14 protein-coding genes are annotated in these 16,528 nt (G+C 73.7%); all 14 read left to right on the forward strand.

Annotation, left to right across the window (positions count from 1 at the left end; genetic code table 11):
- The first annotated feature begins 3 nt into the window (after positions 1-3).
- The 14 genes from ACLJQM_RS19380 to ACLJQM_RS19445 all read left to right on the forward strand — a co-directional run bounded on the left by ACLJQM_RS19380 (position 4) and on the right by ACLJQM_RS19445 (position 16,524).
- Entirely contained in the window at positions 4-525 is a 522-nt protein-coding gene (locus ACLJQM_RS19380; protein WP_360780521.1) for a PadR family transcriptional regulator, read from the forward strand.
- Positions 522-1,202, forward strand: coding sequence for an ABC transporter ATP-binding protein (locus ACLJQM_RS19385; RefSeq protein WP_247023801.1), 681 nt, complete (start codon positions 522-524; stop codon positions 1,200-1,202). The genes ACLJQM_RS19380 and ACLJQM_RS19385 overlap by 4 nt, the downstream gene beginning before the upstream one ends.
- A gap of 661 nt (positions 1,203-1,863) precedes the next feature.
- Positions 1,864-4,062 (forward strand): FtsX-like permease family protein, encoded by a 2,199-nt coding sequence (locus ACLJQM_RS19390; RefSeq protein ID WP_410632252.1) that lies wholly within the window; start codon positions 1,864-1,866, stop codon positions 4,060-4,062.
- A gap of 154 nt (positions 4,063-4,216) precedes the next feature.
- Positions 4,217-5,041: a hypothetical protein gene (locus ACLJQM_RS19395; protein ID WP_410632253.1), complete on the forward strand. Its 825-nt coding sequence runs from the start codon at positions 4,217-4,219 to the stop codon at positions 5,039-5,041.
- Positions 5,042-5,204: 163 nt separating this feature from the next.
- Positions 5,205-6,209, forward strand: coding sequence for a LacI family DNA-binding transcriptional regulator (locus tag ACLJQM_RS19400; RefSeq protein ID WP_410632254.1), 1,005 nt, complete (start codon positions 5,205-5,207; stop codon positions 6,207-6,209).
- Complete coding sequence (locus tag ACLJQM_RS19405) at positions 6,206-7,147, forward strand: carbohydrate ABC transporter permease (RefSeq protein ID WP_410632255.1); 942 nt, start codon at positions 6,206-6,208, stop codon at positions 7,145-7,147. Before ACLJQM_RS19400 ends, ACLJQM_RS19405 begins: the two co-directional genes overlap by 4 nt.
- A 2-nt stretch (positions 7,148-7,149) precedes the next feature.
- Complete coding sequence (locus tag ACLJQM_RS19410) at positions 7,150-7,977, forward strand: carbohydrate ABC transporter permease (protein WP_360780535.1); 828 nt, start codon at positions 7,150-7,152, stop codon at positions 7,975-7,977.
- A 55-nt stretch (positions 7,978-8,032) separates the two neighbouring features.
- Positions 8,033-9,313, forward strand: coding sequence for an ABC transporter substrate-binding protein (locus tag ACLJQM_RS19415; protein WP_360780538.1), 1,281 nt, complete (start codon positions 8,033-8,035; stop codon positions 9,311-9,313).
- A 13-nt stretch (positions 9,314-9,326) separates the two neighbouring features.
- Positions 9,327-10,481, forward strand: a complete 1,155-nt coding sequence (locus ACLJQM_RS19420) for an ADP-ribosylglycohydrolase family protein (RefSeq protein WP_410632256.1) — start codon at positions 9,327-9,329, stop codon at positions 10,479-10,481.
- The gene (locus ACLJQM_RS19425; protein ID WP_410632257.1) at positions 10,478-11,767 is read left to right on the forward strand and encodes an ADP-ribosylglycohydrolase family protein; all 1,290 of its coding nucleotides are present in this window, start codon (positions 10,478-10,480) and stop codon (positions 11,765-11,767) included. The genes ACLJQM_RS19420 and ACLJQM_RS19425 overlap by 4 nt, the downstream gene beginning before the upstream one ends.
- Positions 11,764-12,648 carry a ribokinase gene (locus tag ACLJQM_RS19430; protein WP_410632258.1) on the forward strand — a complete coding sequence of 295 codons (885 nt, stop codon included), beginning with the start codon at positions 11,764-11,766 and terminating at the stop codon, positions 12,646-12,648. The genes ACLJQM_RS19425 and ACLJQM_RS19430 overlap by 4 nt, the downstream gene beginning before the upstream one ends.
- Positions 12,645-14,513 (forward strand): formylglycine-generating enzyme family protein, encoded by a 1,869-nt coding sequence (locus ACLJQM_RS19435; RefSeq protein WP_410632259.1) that lies wholly within the window; start codon positions 12,645-12,647, stop codon positions 14,511-14,513. Before ACLJQM_RS19430 ends, ACLJQM_RS19435 begins: the two co-directional genes overlap by 4 nt.
- On the forward strand, positions 14,510-15,718 hold the full coding sequence (locus tag ACLJQM_RS19440) for a CaiB/BaiF CoA transferase family protein (protein ID WP_360780552.1): 1,209 nt from the start codon (positions 14,510-14,512) through the stop codon (positions 15,716-15,718). Before ACLJQM_RS19435 ends, ACLJQM_RS19440 begins: the two co-directional genes overlap by 4 nt.
- Positions 15,715-16,524, forward strand: coding sequence for an HpcH/HpaI aldolase/citrate lyase family protein (locus ACLJQM_RS19445; protein ID WP_410632260.1), 810 nt, complete (start codon positions 15,715-15,717; stop codon positions 16,522-16,524). The genes ACLJQM_RS19440 and ACLJQM_RS19445 overlap by 4 nt, the downstream gene beginning before the upstream one ends.
- Positions 16,525-16,528: the final 4 nt, after the last annotated feature.

The following is a 16,528-nucleotide window of genomic DNA, read 5'->3' on the forward strand; positions in this document are numbered from 1 at the left end:
CGCATGTCGATCGGACTGACCTTGCTCGGGCTGCTGGAGCGCGGCCCGCGGCACGGCTACGACCTGAAACGCGCCTACGACGACCGGTTCGGGCACGACCGACGCGTGCACTACGGCCAGGTCTATTCGACCCTCGCGCGGCTGCTGAAGCAGGGGCTCGTCGAGGCCGACGGCGTCGAGGTGGACGGCGGCCCCGAGCGGAAGCGCTACGCGATCACCGACGCCGGGGTCGCCGACGTCGGGACCTGGCTCGGGACGCCGGAGAAGCCCGAGGCGTACCTGCAGAACACGCTGTACACGAAGGTGGTGCTCGCGCTGCTGTCCGGGCGGCCGGCCGCCGAGGTCCTCGACGTCCAGCGGTCGGCGCACCTCGACGCCATGCGCGAGCTGACCCGCCGCAAGACCGCGGGTGATCTCGTCGACCAGCTGATCTGCGACCACGCGCTGTTCCACCTGGAGGCCGACCTCCGCTGGCTGGAGCTGACCGCGGCCCGGCTCGACCAGCTGGCGAAGGAGATCGCGTGAGCGAGGTGCTGCTGGAGGCGGCGGAGGTGCGGAAGGCCTACGGGCCGACCGAGGCACTGGCGGGGGCGAGCCTGCGGGTCCGCGCGGGCGAGGTCGTGGCGCTGATGGGGCCGTCGGGGGCGGGCAAGTCGACGCTGTTGCACTGCCTGGCCGGGATCGTCCGGCCGGACGGCGGCACGGTCCGCTACGACGGCGCCGACCTGGCCGGCCTGACCGACCGGGCGCGTTCGGCGTTGCGGCGCACGGACTTCGGGTTCGTGTTCCAGTTCGGGCAGCTGGTGCCGGAGCTGACGTGCCTGGAGAACGTGGCGCTGCCCCTGCGGTTGAACGGCGTGCGCGGCCGGGTCGCCGCGGAGCGCGGGCGCGCGATGCTGGCGGAGCTGGACCTGACCGGCATCGAGGGGAAGCGGCCGGGGGAGGTGTCGGGCGGGCAGGGCCAGCGGGTGGCGGTCGCCCGCGCACTGGTGACGGACCCGCGCGTGGTGTTCGCGGACGAGCCGACGGGAGCCTTGGACTCCCTCAACGGGGAGCAGGTGATGCAGCTCTTGACGACCGCGGCCCGCGACCGCGACGCGGCGGTGGTCCTGGTGACCCACGAGCCCCGGGTGGCGGCGTATTCGGACCGCGAGGTCGTCGTCCGCGACGGCCGGACCCGCCAGCTGGAGGTGACCCGATGACCGAACTCCGGCCGGCGGCCGACTCCCCGCTGGGGCAGCGGTCGGGGGAGAGGCGGCTGCGGGCATCGGAGCCGACGCCCGGCCCGCGGCCGGTAGGCGCGGTGCACGGTGGCGGGCCCCGGCGGCTTGGCGCCGGCGTGGGCCGGCGTTGGGTGGTGCGCGGGGTTCGGTGGCGTGAGGCTGACCGGGGTTGGGTGGTGCGCGGGCTCCGGTGGCGTCAGGTCGACCGGGGTTGGGTGATGGGCGGCGAGGGGTGGCTCGGGGCCGATCAGCGCTGGGTGGTGCGCGGGGTTCGGTGGCGTCAGGCTGACCTGGGTTGGGTGGTGCGCGGGCTCCGGTGGCGTCAGGTCGACCGGGGTTGGGTGGTGCGCGGGGAGGGGTGGCTCGGGGCCGATCAGCGCTGGGTGGTGCGTGGGCTGGGGTGGCTCGGGGCTGACCGGCGTTGGGTGGTGCGCGGGGACGGGCGGATCGGGGCCGACCAGCGTTGGGCGGCACGCGGGGTTCGGTGGCGTCAGGCCGACCGGGGTTGGGTGGTGCGCCGGGAAGGGTGGCTCGAGGCCGACCGGCGCTGGGTGCGTGGGACCCGGCAACTCAGCGCCGACCCGCGCCGGGTGGCCGACCTTGCCCTCAATCTGCCGGTCCGTCAGGCGGAGGTGGTCCGATGATCCGGCGCTGGGCCACCGACTTCGGGCTCGGGATGCGGCTCGCCCTCGGCGGCGGGGGTGTCCGGACCGCGTGGGCGCGGCTCGCACTGACCGCCGTCGGGGTCGGGCTCGGTGTGGTCGTGCTCCTCACCGCCACCTCGCTTCCCCACATGCTCGGCGCGCGGGCCGACCGGTCCGCCGGGCGCGCGGCCGTGGCCGGGGCCGTCGAGGGCGTCGATCCCGTCTACGCCGTTGTTCGCAACGACGAGTTCCGCGGGAGCGGCCTCCAGGGCTACCTCGTGCAGCCCACCGGACCGCGGACGCCCGCCGTTCCCGGGGTCGGACGGCTGCCGGGTCCCGGTGAGGCCGTGCTTTCGCCCGCGCTCGCCGCACTCCTGCAGTCGCCGGAAGGGGAACTGCTGCGCCCGCGCTTCGCGCAGCGGGTGATCGGCACCATCGGCGACGCCGGGCTGACCGGGCCGAACGAGCTGTACTTCTACGTCGGCTCCGCGACCGTCGCCACGCAGCCCGAAGCCGTCACCGTCAGCGGGTTCGGGGGTTCGCCCGTGCGGCGCGGGCTCGATCCGCTCGAACTGCTGCTCGTCGTGGTCGGGGCGACGACCTGCCTCGTGCCGGTGTTCGTCTTCGTCGTCACGAGCACCCGGCTCGCCGCGGCCGCGCGCGATCGGCGGCTGGCCGCGCTGCGGCTGGTCGGCGCGGACCGCGGGCAGGTGCGCCGGATCGCCGCCGGGGAGGCGCTGCTCGGGTCCTTCGCCGGGCTCGTCGTCGGCGGGGCGCTGTTCCTGCTCGTGCGCGCGCTCGTCCCGCGGATCACCGTGTCCGCCTTCCGCGGTGGCATCTTCGCCGCCGACGTCCTGCCCGACTGGCACCTCGGTGTGCCCGCACTCCTCGCGCTCCCGCTGCTGGCGTGCGCGGCGGCCGTCTTCGCGCTGCGGCGGGTCGTCGTCGAGCCGCTCGGGGTCGTGCGGCGCGGGACGCGGGTGCGGCGGAAACTCTGGTGGCGCCTGCTGCCCGCGGTCGCCGGCGGGGTGCTGCTGGCCGTCCGCGCCGGGGCCGGAGACGCGCTCGACCCCGCCGTGATCGCCGGTGTCGTGCTCGTCCTCACCGCCGTGCCGCTCGTGCTGCCGTGGCTGGTCGAGCGCGTCGCCGGCGCGCTGCACGGCGGTTCGCCCGCCTGGCTGCTGGCCGTGCGCCGGCTCCAGCTCGACAGCGCGACGGCGGCCCGGCTGGTCGGTGGCATCGCCGTCGTGCTCGCCGGATCCATTGCGCTGCAAGGGGTCTACGCGCGGGCGGAGAGCGACCGGCCGCCGCCCGGGGACGTCCAGGTGTTCGCGACCGCCTTCGCCGCGAACCTCGCCGACGTCGAGGCGTTCACCACCGCCCTGCACGCCCTGCCCGGGCTGGGCGGCGTCCCGGTGGAAACCCGCGGGCTGGTGCGGACCGCGGCGGGGGAGCGGAAGTCCGTCGTGGTGGCGCCGTGCGCCGAACTCGCGATCGCCGGCTGCCGCGACGGCGACGTCTACGCGGAGGGTCCCGGGGCGCCCGGCCCGGGCGAAAGGGTCTCGTTCACGACCGGCGGCAATCCACAGTGGACGGTACCGGTGGACCGCTACCACGTGCGCGCCGGTGAAGGGTCGGCGCTGCTCGTCACGCCGGGAGCACTCGGCACGACGACGAGCGCCGGGCTGAGCTCGAACGCGCGGATTCCCGACGCCGGGCCGGACGTCGTCGAGCGGGTGCGCAACGTCGTGGGCTGGAACGGAGCCGTCGCTTCGCTCGGCACCGAACGGGACGGCACCTACGCCCTCATCACGCGGGTGCTGTCGGTCGGCTCGGTCCTCGTGCTGCTGCTCGCCGCGGGCAGCCTGCTGATCGCGGCGTGGGAACAGCTCCGCGAACGTCGGCGCAGTCTCGCCGCGCTGATGGCGAACGGCGTCGGACGCGGGGTGCTCGCCCGGTCCCTGGTGTGGCAGCTGGCGATCCCGGTCGCGGTGGCGGTCGTCGTCGCCGTGCTCGCCGGGCTCGGCCTCGACTGGCTGCTGCTCACCCTGGTGGTGCACCGCCCGGTCGCGGTCGACCTGGCGACGATCGGCGTACTGACGGCGACCGCGGCCGCCTCGGTGCTGTTCGTGACCGCCGTGACACTGCCCGCGTTGTGGCGCACCGCGAGCCTGGAGCAGTTGCGGGAAGAGTGACGGAACCGGTGCGGCGCACCGGAATCCGCGCCGACCGTTCGGTAGGGACGGCGATGCTGCCCGAAGGGGCGCCCTCTTCGCCGTGGCGGGGCCGCCTCGGACTCGGCGATGGTGGACGGGCAGATGTCCGCCGAGCCGAGTTTCGAGGCAGCCGATGCGCACCATGTACGACGCGCTCACCGCGCGCAACATCCTGAAGAAGGACCGGCGGCCCGTGCTGGTGGCCGGGTACATCGACCGGATCAGGCTCGCGCCGTGGACCGACGCCGACTGGGCGATGTTCCCGGACGCGCTGAAGGTGCGGATCGCCAAGAAGGCGTCCACGGACGACGGTCACGTCCTCGACGTCGAGCCCGGCGACGCGCGGCCCGAGGAAGCGCCCGGCTGGGCGGCGATGCGGCGCGGGTCGGGGTTCGCGCACCCGGTCGTCTACTGCAACCGGTCGACGTGGCCGAAGGTGAAGGCCGCGTTCGCCGACCAGGACGTCGAACCGCCGCTGTACTGGATCGCGACGGCCACCGGGCGGCGCGAGATCCCGCCCGGCGCGATCGCGGCGCAGTACCTGCTCGACGTCGCGCCCGGCATCGACGTCTCCGTCGTGGCCGACTTCTGGCCCGGCGTCGACGGGCCGTCGCCGGCACCCCTTGCCACCGAACCCGGAGTGGAGTTCATGGAACGCATCACGGTCACCCCGCCCAACGCCGGCTCCAACACCGTCCGGCTCACCCTCTCCGGCAGCGCCGGCGCCGCGATCGTCGTCCGCCCGCGCATCAACCGCGACGGCGTGGCGAAGCCGATGTGGGTCGGCAACATCTTCGCGTGGGGCTCGGACAAGGTCGGCGTCGGCCACAACCCGAAGTCCGACCCGGACTACGACGACCGCCTCATCTCCCACCGGCGCTTCACGCTGCCGGGCGCGTTGTGGGCGGACCTCGAGTACAGCGCCGCGGAGCCCTTCGACATCGACATCGTCGGCTGAGGGCGGGGCGCCCGCTCGTGACCGGGCGGGCGCTCTCCGTGGTGTGTTGACAGCTTCGCCGAGCAGGTGCAAGTATCAGGATTAATCCGATTGGAAACGTTTCCAAGCACTGCTTCCGAACTTGGAAACGTTTCCAGCACCTGACTCGAGAGTGGAAGCGACGATGACGTCACCACGCGCCACGCTGTTGCAGGTGGCCGAGCGCGCCGGGGTCTCCCTGGCCTCGACCTCCCGTGCGCTGCACGGGACGGGCGCGAGCCCGGCGATGGTCGAGCGCGTCCGCGCCGCGGCCGCCGAGCTCGGCTACAGCGCGGACGCGATCGGGCGGTCGCTGCGGCTGAAGAAGACCTTCCAGGTCGCCTTCGCCGTCGCCGACATCGGGAACCCCGTCTACGTCGAGATGATGCGCGCCATCCACGAGGTGCTCGAACCGCACGGCTACCGCGTCGTCGTGATGACCACCGGCGACACCGCGACCTCGACCACCGAACTCGTCCGCAGCCTCAACAGCGGCTTCGTCGACGGCATGATCGTCACCCCGCTGCGCACCGACGACCGGCTCATCGCCGAGATCCAGCGGGCGCCCGTCCCGGTCGTCGTGATCGGCCGGGCGCTGGACGACCGGGGGATCAGCTCGGTCTCCACCGACTCCGCGGGCGGGATCGGCGCGGCCGTGGCGCACCTGCACGCCATCGGCCGCCGCCGGATCGGGTTCCTCAACGGGCCGCTCGACACGACGCCCGGCGCGTCCCGCCAGCGCGGGTTCGACGGCGCCACCGAGACCACCGCCTTCGAGCGCGTGGACCAGGAGATCGCCGCCGACTTCACCGTCGCCGCGGGCCTCGAAGCCGCCCGGACGCTGCTCGCCCGCAGTCCGGTCGACGCGCTCGTCGCGGCCAACGACCTGCTCGCCATCGGTGCGATCCGCGCGGTCCGCGAGAAGGGGCTGTCCGTGCCCGAAGACGTCGCCGTCACCGGCATGGACGACACCGAGCTCGGCCGCGTCTTCCAGCCGAGCCTGACCAGCGTGTCCCTCGGTTCGACCGAACGCGGGCGCGCGGCGGCGCGGATCATGCTCCAGCTCACCGACGACCCGGACCACCGGGCGCAGCAGATCGCCGTCGGCCCGGAGCTGATGGTCCGCGAGTCGACCGGAGGTGCGGCGTGACCGCGACCCTGACGCGCCCGGCGCCGGCGCCCGGGAAGAAGAAGCCCGTCCTGGCGCGCACCCGGCGGCGCGAGGCGATCGCCCTCGTTCTCCCGTCGCTGATCCCGATCCTCGTGCTCAGCGTCGCCCCGCTCGTCGTCGGCATCTTCCTCGCCTTCACCGACGCGCGCCTGGTGCGCCACCCCGACTACGGCTTCGCCGGCGTCGGCAACTTCACCCGGCTCGCCGGCAACGACCTGTTCTGGGACTCGCTGCGGATCGGCATGATCTGGACCGTCGGCGTCACCCTGCTCCAGCTCGCCGCGGCGATGGGATTGGCGCTGCTGCTCAACTCCGGGCTGAAACTGCAGGGCCTGACGCGGGTGCTCGCCCTGATCCCGTGGGCGATGCCGCCGGTCGTCGTGGCGATCATGTGGCAGATGATCTACTCGGCCAACGGCGGCCCGCTCAACGCCTTCCTCGGCGGCGTCGGCCTGCCCGACGACGTCAACTGGCTCGGCGACTTCTCCACCGCGCTGCCCGCGGTGATCGTCGTCGGCGTCTGGGTCGGCATGCCGCAGACGACGGTGACGCTCCTGGCGGGCCTGCAACAGATCCCGGCCGAACTGCACGAGGCCGCGTCGGTCGACGGCGCGGGTGCCTGGCGCCGGTTCACCGCGGTGACCTGGCCGAGCCTGCGGCCGATCGTCACGTCGATCACGTCGCTGAACTTCATCTGGAACTTCAACTCGTTCTCGCTGGTCTACGTGCTCACCGCGGGCGGACCGGGCGGCAAGACGATGGTGCCGGTGCTGTTCATCTACCTGGAAGCCTTCAAGAACCGCGAAATCGGCTACGCCGCCGCGATGGGCCTGGTGCTCGTCGTCGTGGTGGTGCTGATCCTCGCCGTCTACCTGCGGTCGCAGTTCCGCGACGACCGCGCCGCGAAGGGGTGGTGACCATGCGCGTCCTCGTGCGCCCGGCCCAGTACGCGGCCCTCGCGCTCTACATCCTGTTCCTCGGCTTCCCGTTGCTGTGGCTCGTTTCCGCGTCGGTGAAGTCGTCGGGCGAGCTGAACTCGCTGACGGTGAGCCTGCTGCCGGGCGAGTGGCACTGGGACAACTACACCGAAGCGCTGAACAAGCAGGGCCTGGTCCGGTCCGCGGCCAACAGCCTGGTCGTCGCGCTGGCTTCGACCGCGTTGTCGGTCGTCATCGCCGTGCCCGCCGCGTACGTCCTCGCGCGGCTCAAGGGAAAGGTGCGCGCGGCCGGCGTCGGCTGGATCCTGGTCAGCCAGGTGTTCCCGGTGGTGCTGATCATCCTGCCGCTGTTCCTGATCCTGCGGACGCTCGGCCTGGCCGACAACCTGGCCGGCCTGACGCTCGTGCACACGACGTACATGCTGCCGTTCGCGCTGTGGATGCTGCAGGGGTACGTCGCCGCGATCCCGGTGGAACTCGAGGAAGCCGGGGCGGTGGACGGCGCGAGCCGGCTGACGGTGCTGCGCACGATCGTCTTCCCGCTGCTCGCCCCCGGCGTAGTCGCGACCGCGATGTTCAGCTTCGTCTCGTCGTGGAACGAATTCTTCTTCGCGCTGGTGCTGCTGCAGTCGCCGGAGAACTACACCCTGCCCATCACGCTCACCATGTTCATCGGCGGCGAGGGCAAGGTCGCCCTCGGTCCGCTCGCCGCGGGCGCCGTGCTCGCGGCCATCCCCAGCATCGTCTTCTTCGGCATCCTGCGGAAGAAGCTCACCGGCGGCCTGATGGCCGGGGCGGTGAAGGGATGAAACCCTGCCCCTCAGAGGCTCTGCGCCTCAAAAGAAACGCGCGAAAGGTCGGTCGATGAAGACACGACGCACCCTGGTTGCCGGCGCACTGGCCGCCGTCGGACTGCTGCTCACCGCCTGCGGTGGCGGCGGCAACGGCGACAGCGGGGACGGCCCGGTCTCCCTCACCTTCCAGTCCCTGTCCGACCAGCCCGCGGCCATCGCCGCGACGCAGAAGATCGTCGGCGACTGGAACAAGGCCCACCCCGGCGTGCAGGTCAAGATCGTGCAGGCGGGCTGGGACGGCGTCTACGACAAGCTGATCACCCAGTTCAACGCCGGTTCGGCGCCCGACATCGTGCACTACGAGGCGGCCGGGATCGCGCCGTTCGCCACCGACGGCTTCCTCGCCGACCTCACGCCGTACCTCTCGGCGGAGAAGCGCGCGGACATCCCGAAGGGCGTCCTCGACTCGGTGACGGTCGAGGGCAAGGTGATCGCCCAGCCGACCGAGCTGCAGTCCTATGTGGTCTTCGCGAACAAGACCCAGCTGCAGCAGGCCGGCGTCACGATCCCGACCGGTGCCTCGATGACGTGGGACCAGCTGCGCGAGATCGCCAAGGCGACGACCAAGGACGGCAGGTTCGGTCTCGGCTGGGGCCTGTCGAGCCCGACGGCGGCGTTCGTCGCGCTCGCCCCGGGGTTCGGCGGGAAGTACTTCGAGGGCACCGGCAACGACGCCAAGCTGACGGCCGGGCCGGGGGAGCAGGCGCTGCCGCAGCTCGTCGACGCGATGGCGCACCAGGACCACTCGATCCTGCCGGTCACGCTGACGCAGTCCGGCACGAAGGCGCTGGCGCCGTTCTACGCGGGGCAGATCGCGATGACGGTCCAGGGTTCCTACCAGGCGGCCAACATCGCCAAGGACGCGCCGAAGGGCTTCGACTGGGTGGTCCTGCCGCCGCTGGCCGGCTCGGCCGGGCCCGCGCAGGCCGCGAACCCGCAGACGCTGTCGGTGAACAAGGACTCGGCGCACGTCAAGGAGGCCGCGGAGTTCGTGGACTTCTTCACCGGCACCGAAAACCTGGCCGCGATCAACGAGGCCGACGCGCTGATCCCGCCGACGACGTCGGCGCGGCAGGCGCTGGCGGCGAAGCTCGCCGGGAAGAACGGCTGGGACGCGATCCTCGCCTCGGGCGAGCACCTGACCTCGGCGCCCTACCTGTTCGCCGGCAAGTACGCGCAGTGGAAGGACACCGTCGCGACCCCGGCGTACCAGCAGTTCCTCGCCCAGAAGATCGACGCGGCCGGCCTCGCGAAGCAGCTCGAGGACGGCTGGAAGAACGTCAGCAAATGACAGGAGCGGATTCGTGACCTGGCTGGAAGACCGGGCCGTCGCGGTGATCACCGGTGCGGCCGTCGGGGACGCCCTCGGCGGCGCCACCGAAGGGTGGACACCCGAGCAGATCGAAGAGCGGCACGGCGGCCGGGTGACCGGTGTCGTCGGGCCGTGGTACCCGGACTGGCGGACGGCCCGCCCGATCGCGCCATACCACAAGGGCGACGGGCACATCACCGACGACACCCTCATGACGCGGGCGCTCGTCGAGGTGTACGCGAAGCGCCGGGCGCACCTCGACGCGTACGCGATGGCCGAGGACCTGGTGCCGCTGATGATCGGCGAACCGCGCTGGGTACCGGAGCTGGAGTCGACCGCGCTGCTGCTGCAGCGGGTCTTCCTCGCGGAGAAGTGGATCGTCGCGAGACTCCACTACGGACACGTCGACCCGCGGGAAGCGGGCGTGGGCAACGTGGTCAACTGCGGCGCGGCGATGTACGTCGCCCCGGTGGGCGTGGTCAACGCGGGTGATCCGCGGGCCGCGTACGCCGAGGCGATCGACCTGACCGGCGCGCACCAGTCCAGCTACGGCCGCGAGGCGGCGGGCGTGCTGGCCGCGATGGTGGCGGCCGCGGTCGCGCCCGGTGCGACGCTCGACGGCGTCGTCGCGGCCGCGCTGGACGTGGCCCACGACGGGACCGCGGCGGCGCTGCGCGCGGTAGTGGCGGCCTTCGGTGACCGGTCCGTCCCCCCGGCCACCGACGGGGAAGAACGCGCGCTGGCGGCTCTCGTCCGCGAGACCGTCGCGCCGTTCGACTCGGTCGGGCCGCACTACCGGGAGATGTCGATGGACGCGCGGCGGCCCTCGCGGACGAAGTCGATCGAGGAACTGCCCGCCGCGCTGGCGTTCGTGCTGGCGCACCGGGGCGACTTCCGCGGCGCGGTGCTGGCGGCCGTCAACTACGGCCGCGACGCCGACTCCATCGCCGTGATGGCGGCGGCGATCTGCGCGGGCCTCGGCGGGACGGCCGTGGTGCCGGCCGAGTGGGTCGACGAGGTCGGCGACGCCAGCCGGATGGACCTGCGGGAGACCGGGCACCTGCTGGCTTCGGCGGCCGCGGACATCCTGAAGGCCGACCGCGAGCGGGCGCTGGCCCGGGTGGCGTTCTTCGGGGAGACGGCGTGAGGCTGACCTGGGCCCGGCCCGAGGACCTGCTCCCGCACGAGCTGGTCCAGTCCGAAGCGGAGGGAAAGGACGTCTCCGCGGCGCGGGCGCGGTGGCTCGCGGCGGGCGGTGACCCGGTGCCCGCCGTGAGCGGCGCCGGTCCCGAGGCCCCCGGGCTGCGGCCGTTGGCGCGGGAGCTGCTGGATTCGCTGGACGCTCCGGTGAAGGAGCCGGAGCCGGTCCTGCCGGTGGCGCCTTCGCTGCCGCGCGGGTCCCGCGGCCGGGAGCTGAACGCGTGGACCGGGCGGGCCGCGGGCTGCCTGCTCGGCAAGCCGGTGGAGAAGATCCCGCGCGAAGGGATCGAAGAGATCCTCCGCGCGACCGGCCGGTGGCCCCTCGACGGGTGGTTCACCGCGGTGGGCCTGCCCGCGGAGGTGGCCACGCGGTGGCCGTGGAACCGCCGGTCGGCCCCGACCTCGCTCGAAGAGAACATCGGCGGGATGCCCGAGGACGACGACCTCAACTACCCGATGCTGGCGCTGTCGCTGGTGGAGGAGCGCGGCCGCGGGTTCACGACCGAGGACGTCGCCCAGCTGTGGCTGGACAACCTGCCCGCCGGGCGGGTGTTCACGGCGGAGCGCGCGGCCTACCGGAACCTGCTCGACGCGCGCGCCGTCCCGGAGACCGCCACCTACCGCAACCCGTTCCGGGAGTGGATCGGCGCGCTGATCCGCGCGGACGTGTTCGGCTGGATCAGCCCGGGCGACGTCCGGGCCGCGGCCCGGCTGGCCGCGGTGGACGCCCGGCTGAGCCACACGCGCAACGGCGTGTACGGCGCGATGTGGGCCGCGGGCCTGGCCTCGGCGGCGATGGTGTGCGACCGCGTCGAGGACGTCCTCGACGCGGCGGCGGCCGCGATCCCGGCGTCGAGCGACCTGGCGGCCGCGGTCTGCTTCGGACGTTCAGCGGCCGCGTCGGGCGATGTCGCGAGCGGACTCGACCGGCTCCACGCGGAATACGGGCACCTGCACTGGGTGCACGTGCTCAACAACGCCGCGGTGATCGCGTACGCGCTCGCGAAGGGCGGCGGCGAGTTCGGCCCGAGCGTCGCGATCGCGGTGACGGCGGGCTGGGACACCGACTCGGCGGCCGCGACGGTCGGGGGAGTGGTGGGCGCGCTGAGCGGCGTGGACGAGTACTGGAGCAAGCCCCTGGACGGCCGGATCGCGACGTCGCTGCCGGGTGGGGAACGGCGGATCGCCGACCTCGCGGCCCGCACGGCGGCGCTCGCGGAGGCCGTCCGATGACGGGGGGACGAGTTGTCGTCGTGGGGTCCGCCAACGTCGATCTCGCCGTCGACGTGCCCCGGGCGCCGAAGGCCGGCGAGACCGTCCTCGGCGACCGCCTTCGCCGCAGCCCCGGGGGCAAGGGGGCGAACCAGGCCGTCGCCGCCGCGCTCGCCGGGGGTGCCGACACCTCCTTCGTCGGCGCGCTCGGCGAAGACGAAGGCGCCGACCTGATCCTCGTCTCCCTCGGCGGCGCCGGCGTCCGCACCGACCTCGTCGAGCGGGCCGAAGCGCCGACCGGGACCGCCTTCATCACCGTGGCCCCGGACGGCGAGAACGCCATCGTCGTCGCCCCGGGCGCCAACGACCACGTCGAGATCGGGGCGGCGCAGGCCGACCGGATCGCCGAGGCCGACGTCGTGCTCGCGCAGCTCGAGATCCCGCTCGGCGTCGTCGCGGCCGCCGCCGCCGCGAAACGGCCCGGCGCGCTGGTGATCCTCAACGCGGCGCCGTCGCGGGAGCTGCCCGAGTCGCTCTGGGACGTCGTCGACCTGCTCGTCGTCAACGAACACGAAGCCGCCGATCTGGCGGGCGAGCCCGAAAAGCTGCTCGCGCGGGTGCCGGCGGTGGTCCTCACCCTCGGCGGCGAGGGCTGCGTGGTCCTCCGCCGCAACGCCGAGCCCGTGCGGATACCCGGCCTCCCGGTCGACGCGGTGGACACCACCGGCGCGGGCGACACCTTCTGCGGCGTCCTCGCGGCCGCGCTGGCCCAGGGCCTCGACCTGCCCGAAGCCGCCCGGCGGGCGGGCGCGGCCGGGGCGCTGGCGGTCACCCGGCCCGGGGCCCAGGCCGCCGTCCCCACCGCCGCGGAAGTGGCGGCGCTCGAAGGAAAGGCACGATGACCACCACGTTCGACCCGCTCGTCCCGCGGCCGATCGACCGGCCCACCGAGGTACGCGGCCCGTTGTCCGGTTTGGACGAAGCGAAGATCTTCGCCGCGCCCCGGGACCCGGCCGACCGGCCCGCGTGGCGCGCGAAGCTGCGTGAATGGCGCGAGGACGCCCGCGAGCGCCACGGCTACACCGGAGCCGCCTACGACCGTCCCCAAGCGACCTGGGCGGCGTCCTGCCACGCGGTCGCCCAGGTGTGGCTCTGGGACGAACTGCTGTACTCGTTCGAAGAAGACCGCTTCACGCCCGGGCGCTTCCTCGCCGACGCCCGGGCGCGCTTCGGCGGGCTCGACGCCGTCGTCCTCTGGCACGCCTACCCGGTGATCGGCCTCGACAACCGCAACCAGTGGGACTTCTACCGCGACGTCCCGGGGCTCGCCGATCTGATCGGCACCCTGCACGACGAAGGCCTGCGCGTCTTCGTCGACTACAACCCCTGGGACGTCGGCACCCGCCGCGGCGCGGACGACCCCACCGAACTCGCCGCGCTCGTCGCCGATTTCGCGGCCGACGGCGTCTTCCTCGACACGCTCAAGAAGGCCGAGCCGGACTTCGTCGACCGGCTCGAAGCCGCCCGGCCCGGGATCGTCCTCGAAGGCGAATCGAAGCTCGCCGTCGAGCGGATCGAGGACCACGCGGCGTCGTGGGCCCAGTTCTTCGCCGACTCGCCCGTGCCCGGCGTCCTGCGTGCCCACTGGTACGAGCGGCGGCACATGCAGCACCACGTCCGCCGCTGGCACCGCGACCACAGCGAAGAGCTGCAGTCGGCGTGGCTCAACGGCGTCGGCGTCATGGTCTGGGAAGTCGTCTTCGGCGTCTGGGTCGGCTGGTCGGCGCGCGACGCCGCGACCGTCCGCCGGATGGTCACGCTCCAGCGCGCGGCGAAGGACCTCCTCCTCGACGGGGACTGGACCCCGCTGGCCGAGCTGCCGCCCGAAGCCGAAGCCGCCGGCGTTTACGCGTCCCGCTGGGAACTCGGCGGCAGGACACTGTGGACCCTCGTCAACCGCGGCGACACCGACTACCACGGCCCGCTGCCCGGCACCGACCTCCTCGGCGGGGTCCCGGCCCGCGGCATCGGCGCGACGGCGGAGGGCTGGCGCCCGGAGCTGCCCACCCTGCCGCACGACCCGGACGCCCGGTTCCCGCACCGGGTCGCGGCCCGCGTCCGTCCACAACGGACCGGAGGAACGCCGGACGAAGACGCCGTCGTCGTCCCGGCGGGCCCGTACGTGCTCACCGTCCGGTACCGCGCCCGCGAGACCGGGATGTACCAGGGCGCGCCCTACGTCGACGAATGGAAGCCGCTCCCGCCGCGCCTGCACGACGCCCGGACGCTGCAGCGCGAGGGCGAGCTGGCCACGGCCGTCGCGGTCGGCGTCACGGAGGTGACCGTCGCGCAGTTCGCGGAGTTCGTGGCCGCCACCGGGTACGAACCCCGGCAGAAGCACCGTTTTCTCGCCCGGCGGGGAAAACCGGACGAGCCGGTCACCTACGTCGACCTCGGCGACGCCCGCGCGTACTGCGCCTGGCGCGGCGGGCGCCTGCCGACCGAGGACGAATGGCAGCTGGCGGGGGAGCAGCTGCGCCGCGGCACCCCGGCCGTCTGGAACTGGACCGAGAGCGAGCACTCCGACGGCCGCACGCGGTTCGTGATGCTCAAGGGCGGCAGCGACTACGCGGCCGAGGGCTCCGAGTGGTACGTCGAAGGCGGCCGCAAAGACCCCGGGTACGCCGTGAAGCTGCTGCTCCCCGGGCTCGGTCTCGCGCGCGGCGCGACGGTGGGCTTCCGGTGCGCCTGGGAGGTGCCGTCGTGAGCGTCTCCCGCGACCCCGCCGCCGGGGCACTGGCCGGGCTGCGCGTCGTCGACGCGTCCACGCTCTTCGCCGGGCCGATGGCCGCGATGCACCTCGGCGACATGGGGGCCGAGGTGATCAAGGTCGAGCACCCGCGCAAGCCGGATCCCTCGCGGACCCACGGCGCCGCGAAGGACGGCGTCAACCTCTGGTGGAAGACGCTCGGCCGGAACAAGCGCACGATCACCGCCGACCTCGGCAGCGAAGGCGGCCGCGAGGTCTTCCTCGCCCTCGTCACCACCGCCGACGTCGTGATCGAGAACTTCCGCCCGGGCACCCTCGAGCGCTGGAACCTCGGGTACGAGGAGCTCGCGAGCTGGAACCCGGAGCTCGTCCTCGCCCGGGTCACCGGCTTCGGGCAGACCGGCCCGTACCGGAGCCGGCCCGGCTTCGGCACCCTCGCTGAGGCGATGAGCGGGTTCGCGGCGACCACCGGGGAGCCGGACGGCCCGCCGACGCTCCCGCCGTTCGGGCTCGCCGACGGGGTCGCGTCCCTGGCCACGGCGTACGCGATCATGGTCGCGCTGGCGGCGCGCGCGACCACCGGGCGCGGGCAGGTCGTCGACACCGCGATCATCGAGCCGATGCTGGCCATGCTCGGCCCGCAGATCACGCGCTGGGACCAGCTGCGCACCGTCCAGCCGCGCACCGGCAACCGGTCGATCAACAACGCGCCGCGCAACACCTACCGCACCGCCGACGGCCAGTGGGTCGCGGTGTCCACCTCGGCCCAGTCGATCGCCGAGCGCGTGGTCCGGCTGGTCGGCCGGCCGGACCTGGCCGACGAGCCGTGGTTCGCCGGCGGTGCCGAGCGCGCCCGGCACGCCGACGAACTCGACGAAGCCGTCGGCAAGTGGATCGGGCAGCGCACGCGCGACGAGGTCGTCGCGGCGTTCGAAGGGGCCCAGGCGGCGGTGGCGCCGATCTACGACGCCGCCGACATCGTCGCCGACCCGCAGTTCCGGGCGCTCGGCACGATCCACGAGATCGACGACGCCGAGCTGGGGCCGATGCTCATGCAGGGCCCGCTGTTCCGGCTCTCGGGCCACGACGGCGTCATCGGGTTCACCGGGCGGCCGCACGGCGCCGACACCGACGCGGTCCTGGACGAACTCGGGTTCGCCCCGGAGCGGGTGGCCGAGCTGCGGGACCGGGGTGCGGTGTGAGCCCGCCGCTCACGTTCCTCTACGCGCCGGCGGACCGGCCGGACCGGGTGCGCAAGGCCCTGGAGTCGGGCGCGGACGTCGTCCTCGTCGACCTCGAGGACGCCGTCGCCCCGGCCCGCAAGCACGAGGCCCGGGAAAACGCCGTGCGGCTGCTCGCTTCGGTGTCCCGGCCGGTGCAGGTGCGCGTCAACCACCCGAGCACGCCGTGGCACGAGGCCGACCTCGCGGCGGTCGAGGACCTCCCGGTGGGGGTGCGGCTGCCGAAGGTCGAGGCACCGGAGGAGGTCCGGGCCGTGGCCGCGGTGCTCCCGGGCCGGGACCTGCACCCGCTGATCGAGTCCGCGCTGGGCGTGGAACGCGCCCTGGACATCGCGACTGCGTCGCCGGGGGTGGCGTCGATCGGGCTGGGCGAGGCGGACCTGCGCTCGGACCTCGGCGTGGCCGACGACGCCGGGCTGACGTGGGCACGCAGCCGGGTGATCGTCGCGGCGCGGGCCGCGCGGCTCGCCCCGCCGGCGATGTCGGCGTACGTGAACGTCCGCGACCTCGATGGGCTCGCGGCGTCGTGCCGCGCGGGCCGGGCGCTGGGGTTCCGCGGCCGGACGGCGATCCACCCGGTGCAGCTGGAAACGATCCGGACCGCGTTCCTGCCGACGCGCGAGGAGGTTTCGCGGGCGCGTGAGGTCATCGCGCGGGTGGCGGGCGCGACGGCCGCCGGCGTGGGCGCGATCGCGTTGCCGGACGGGACGTTCCTCGACGTCGCCATGGTGGAGCAGGCGCGCACGGTGCTGTCCCTGGCCGACTAGTACA

Source organism: Amycolatopsis sp. cmx-4-83 (genome assembly GCF_046548815.1).
Classification (GTDB): Bacteria; Actinomycetota; Actinomycetes; order Mycobacteriales; family Pseudonocardiaceae; genus Amycolatopsis; species Amycolatopsis pretoriensis_A.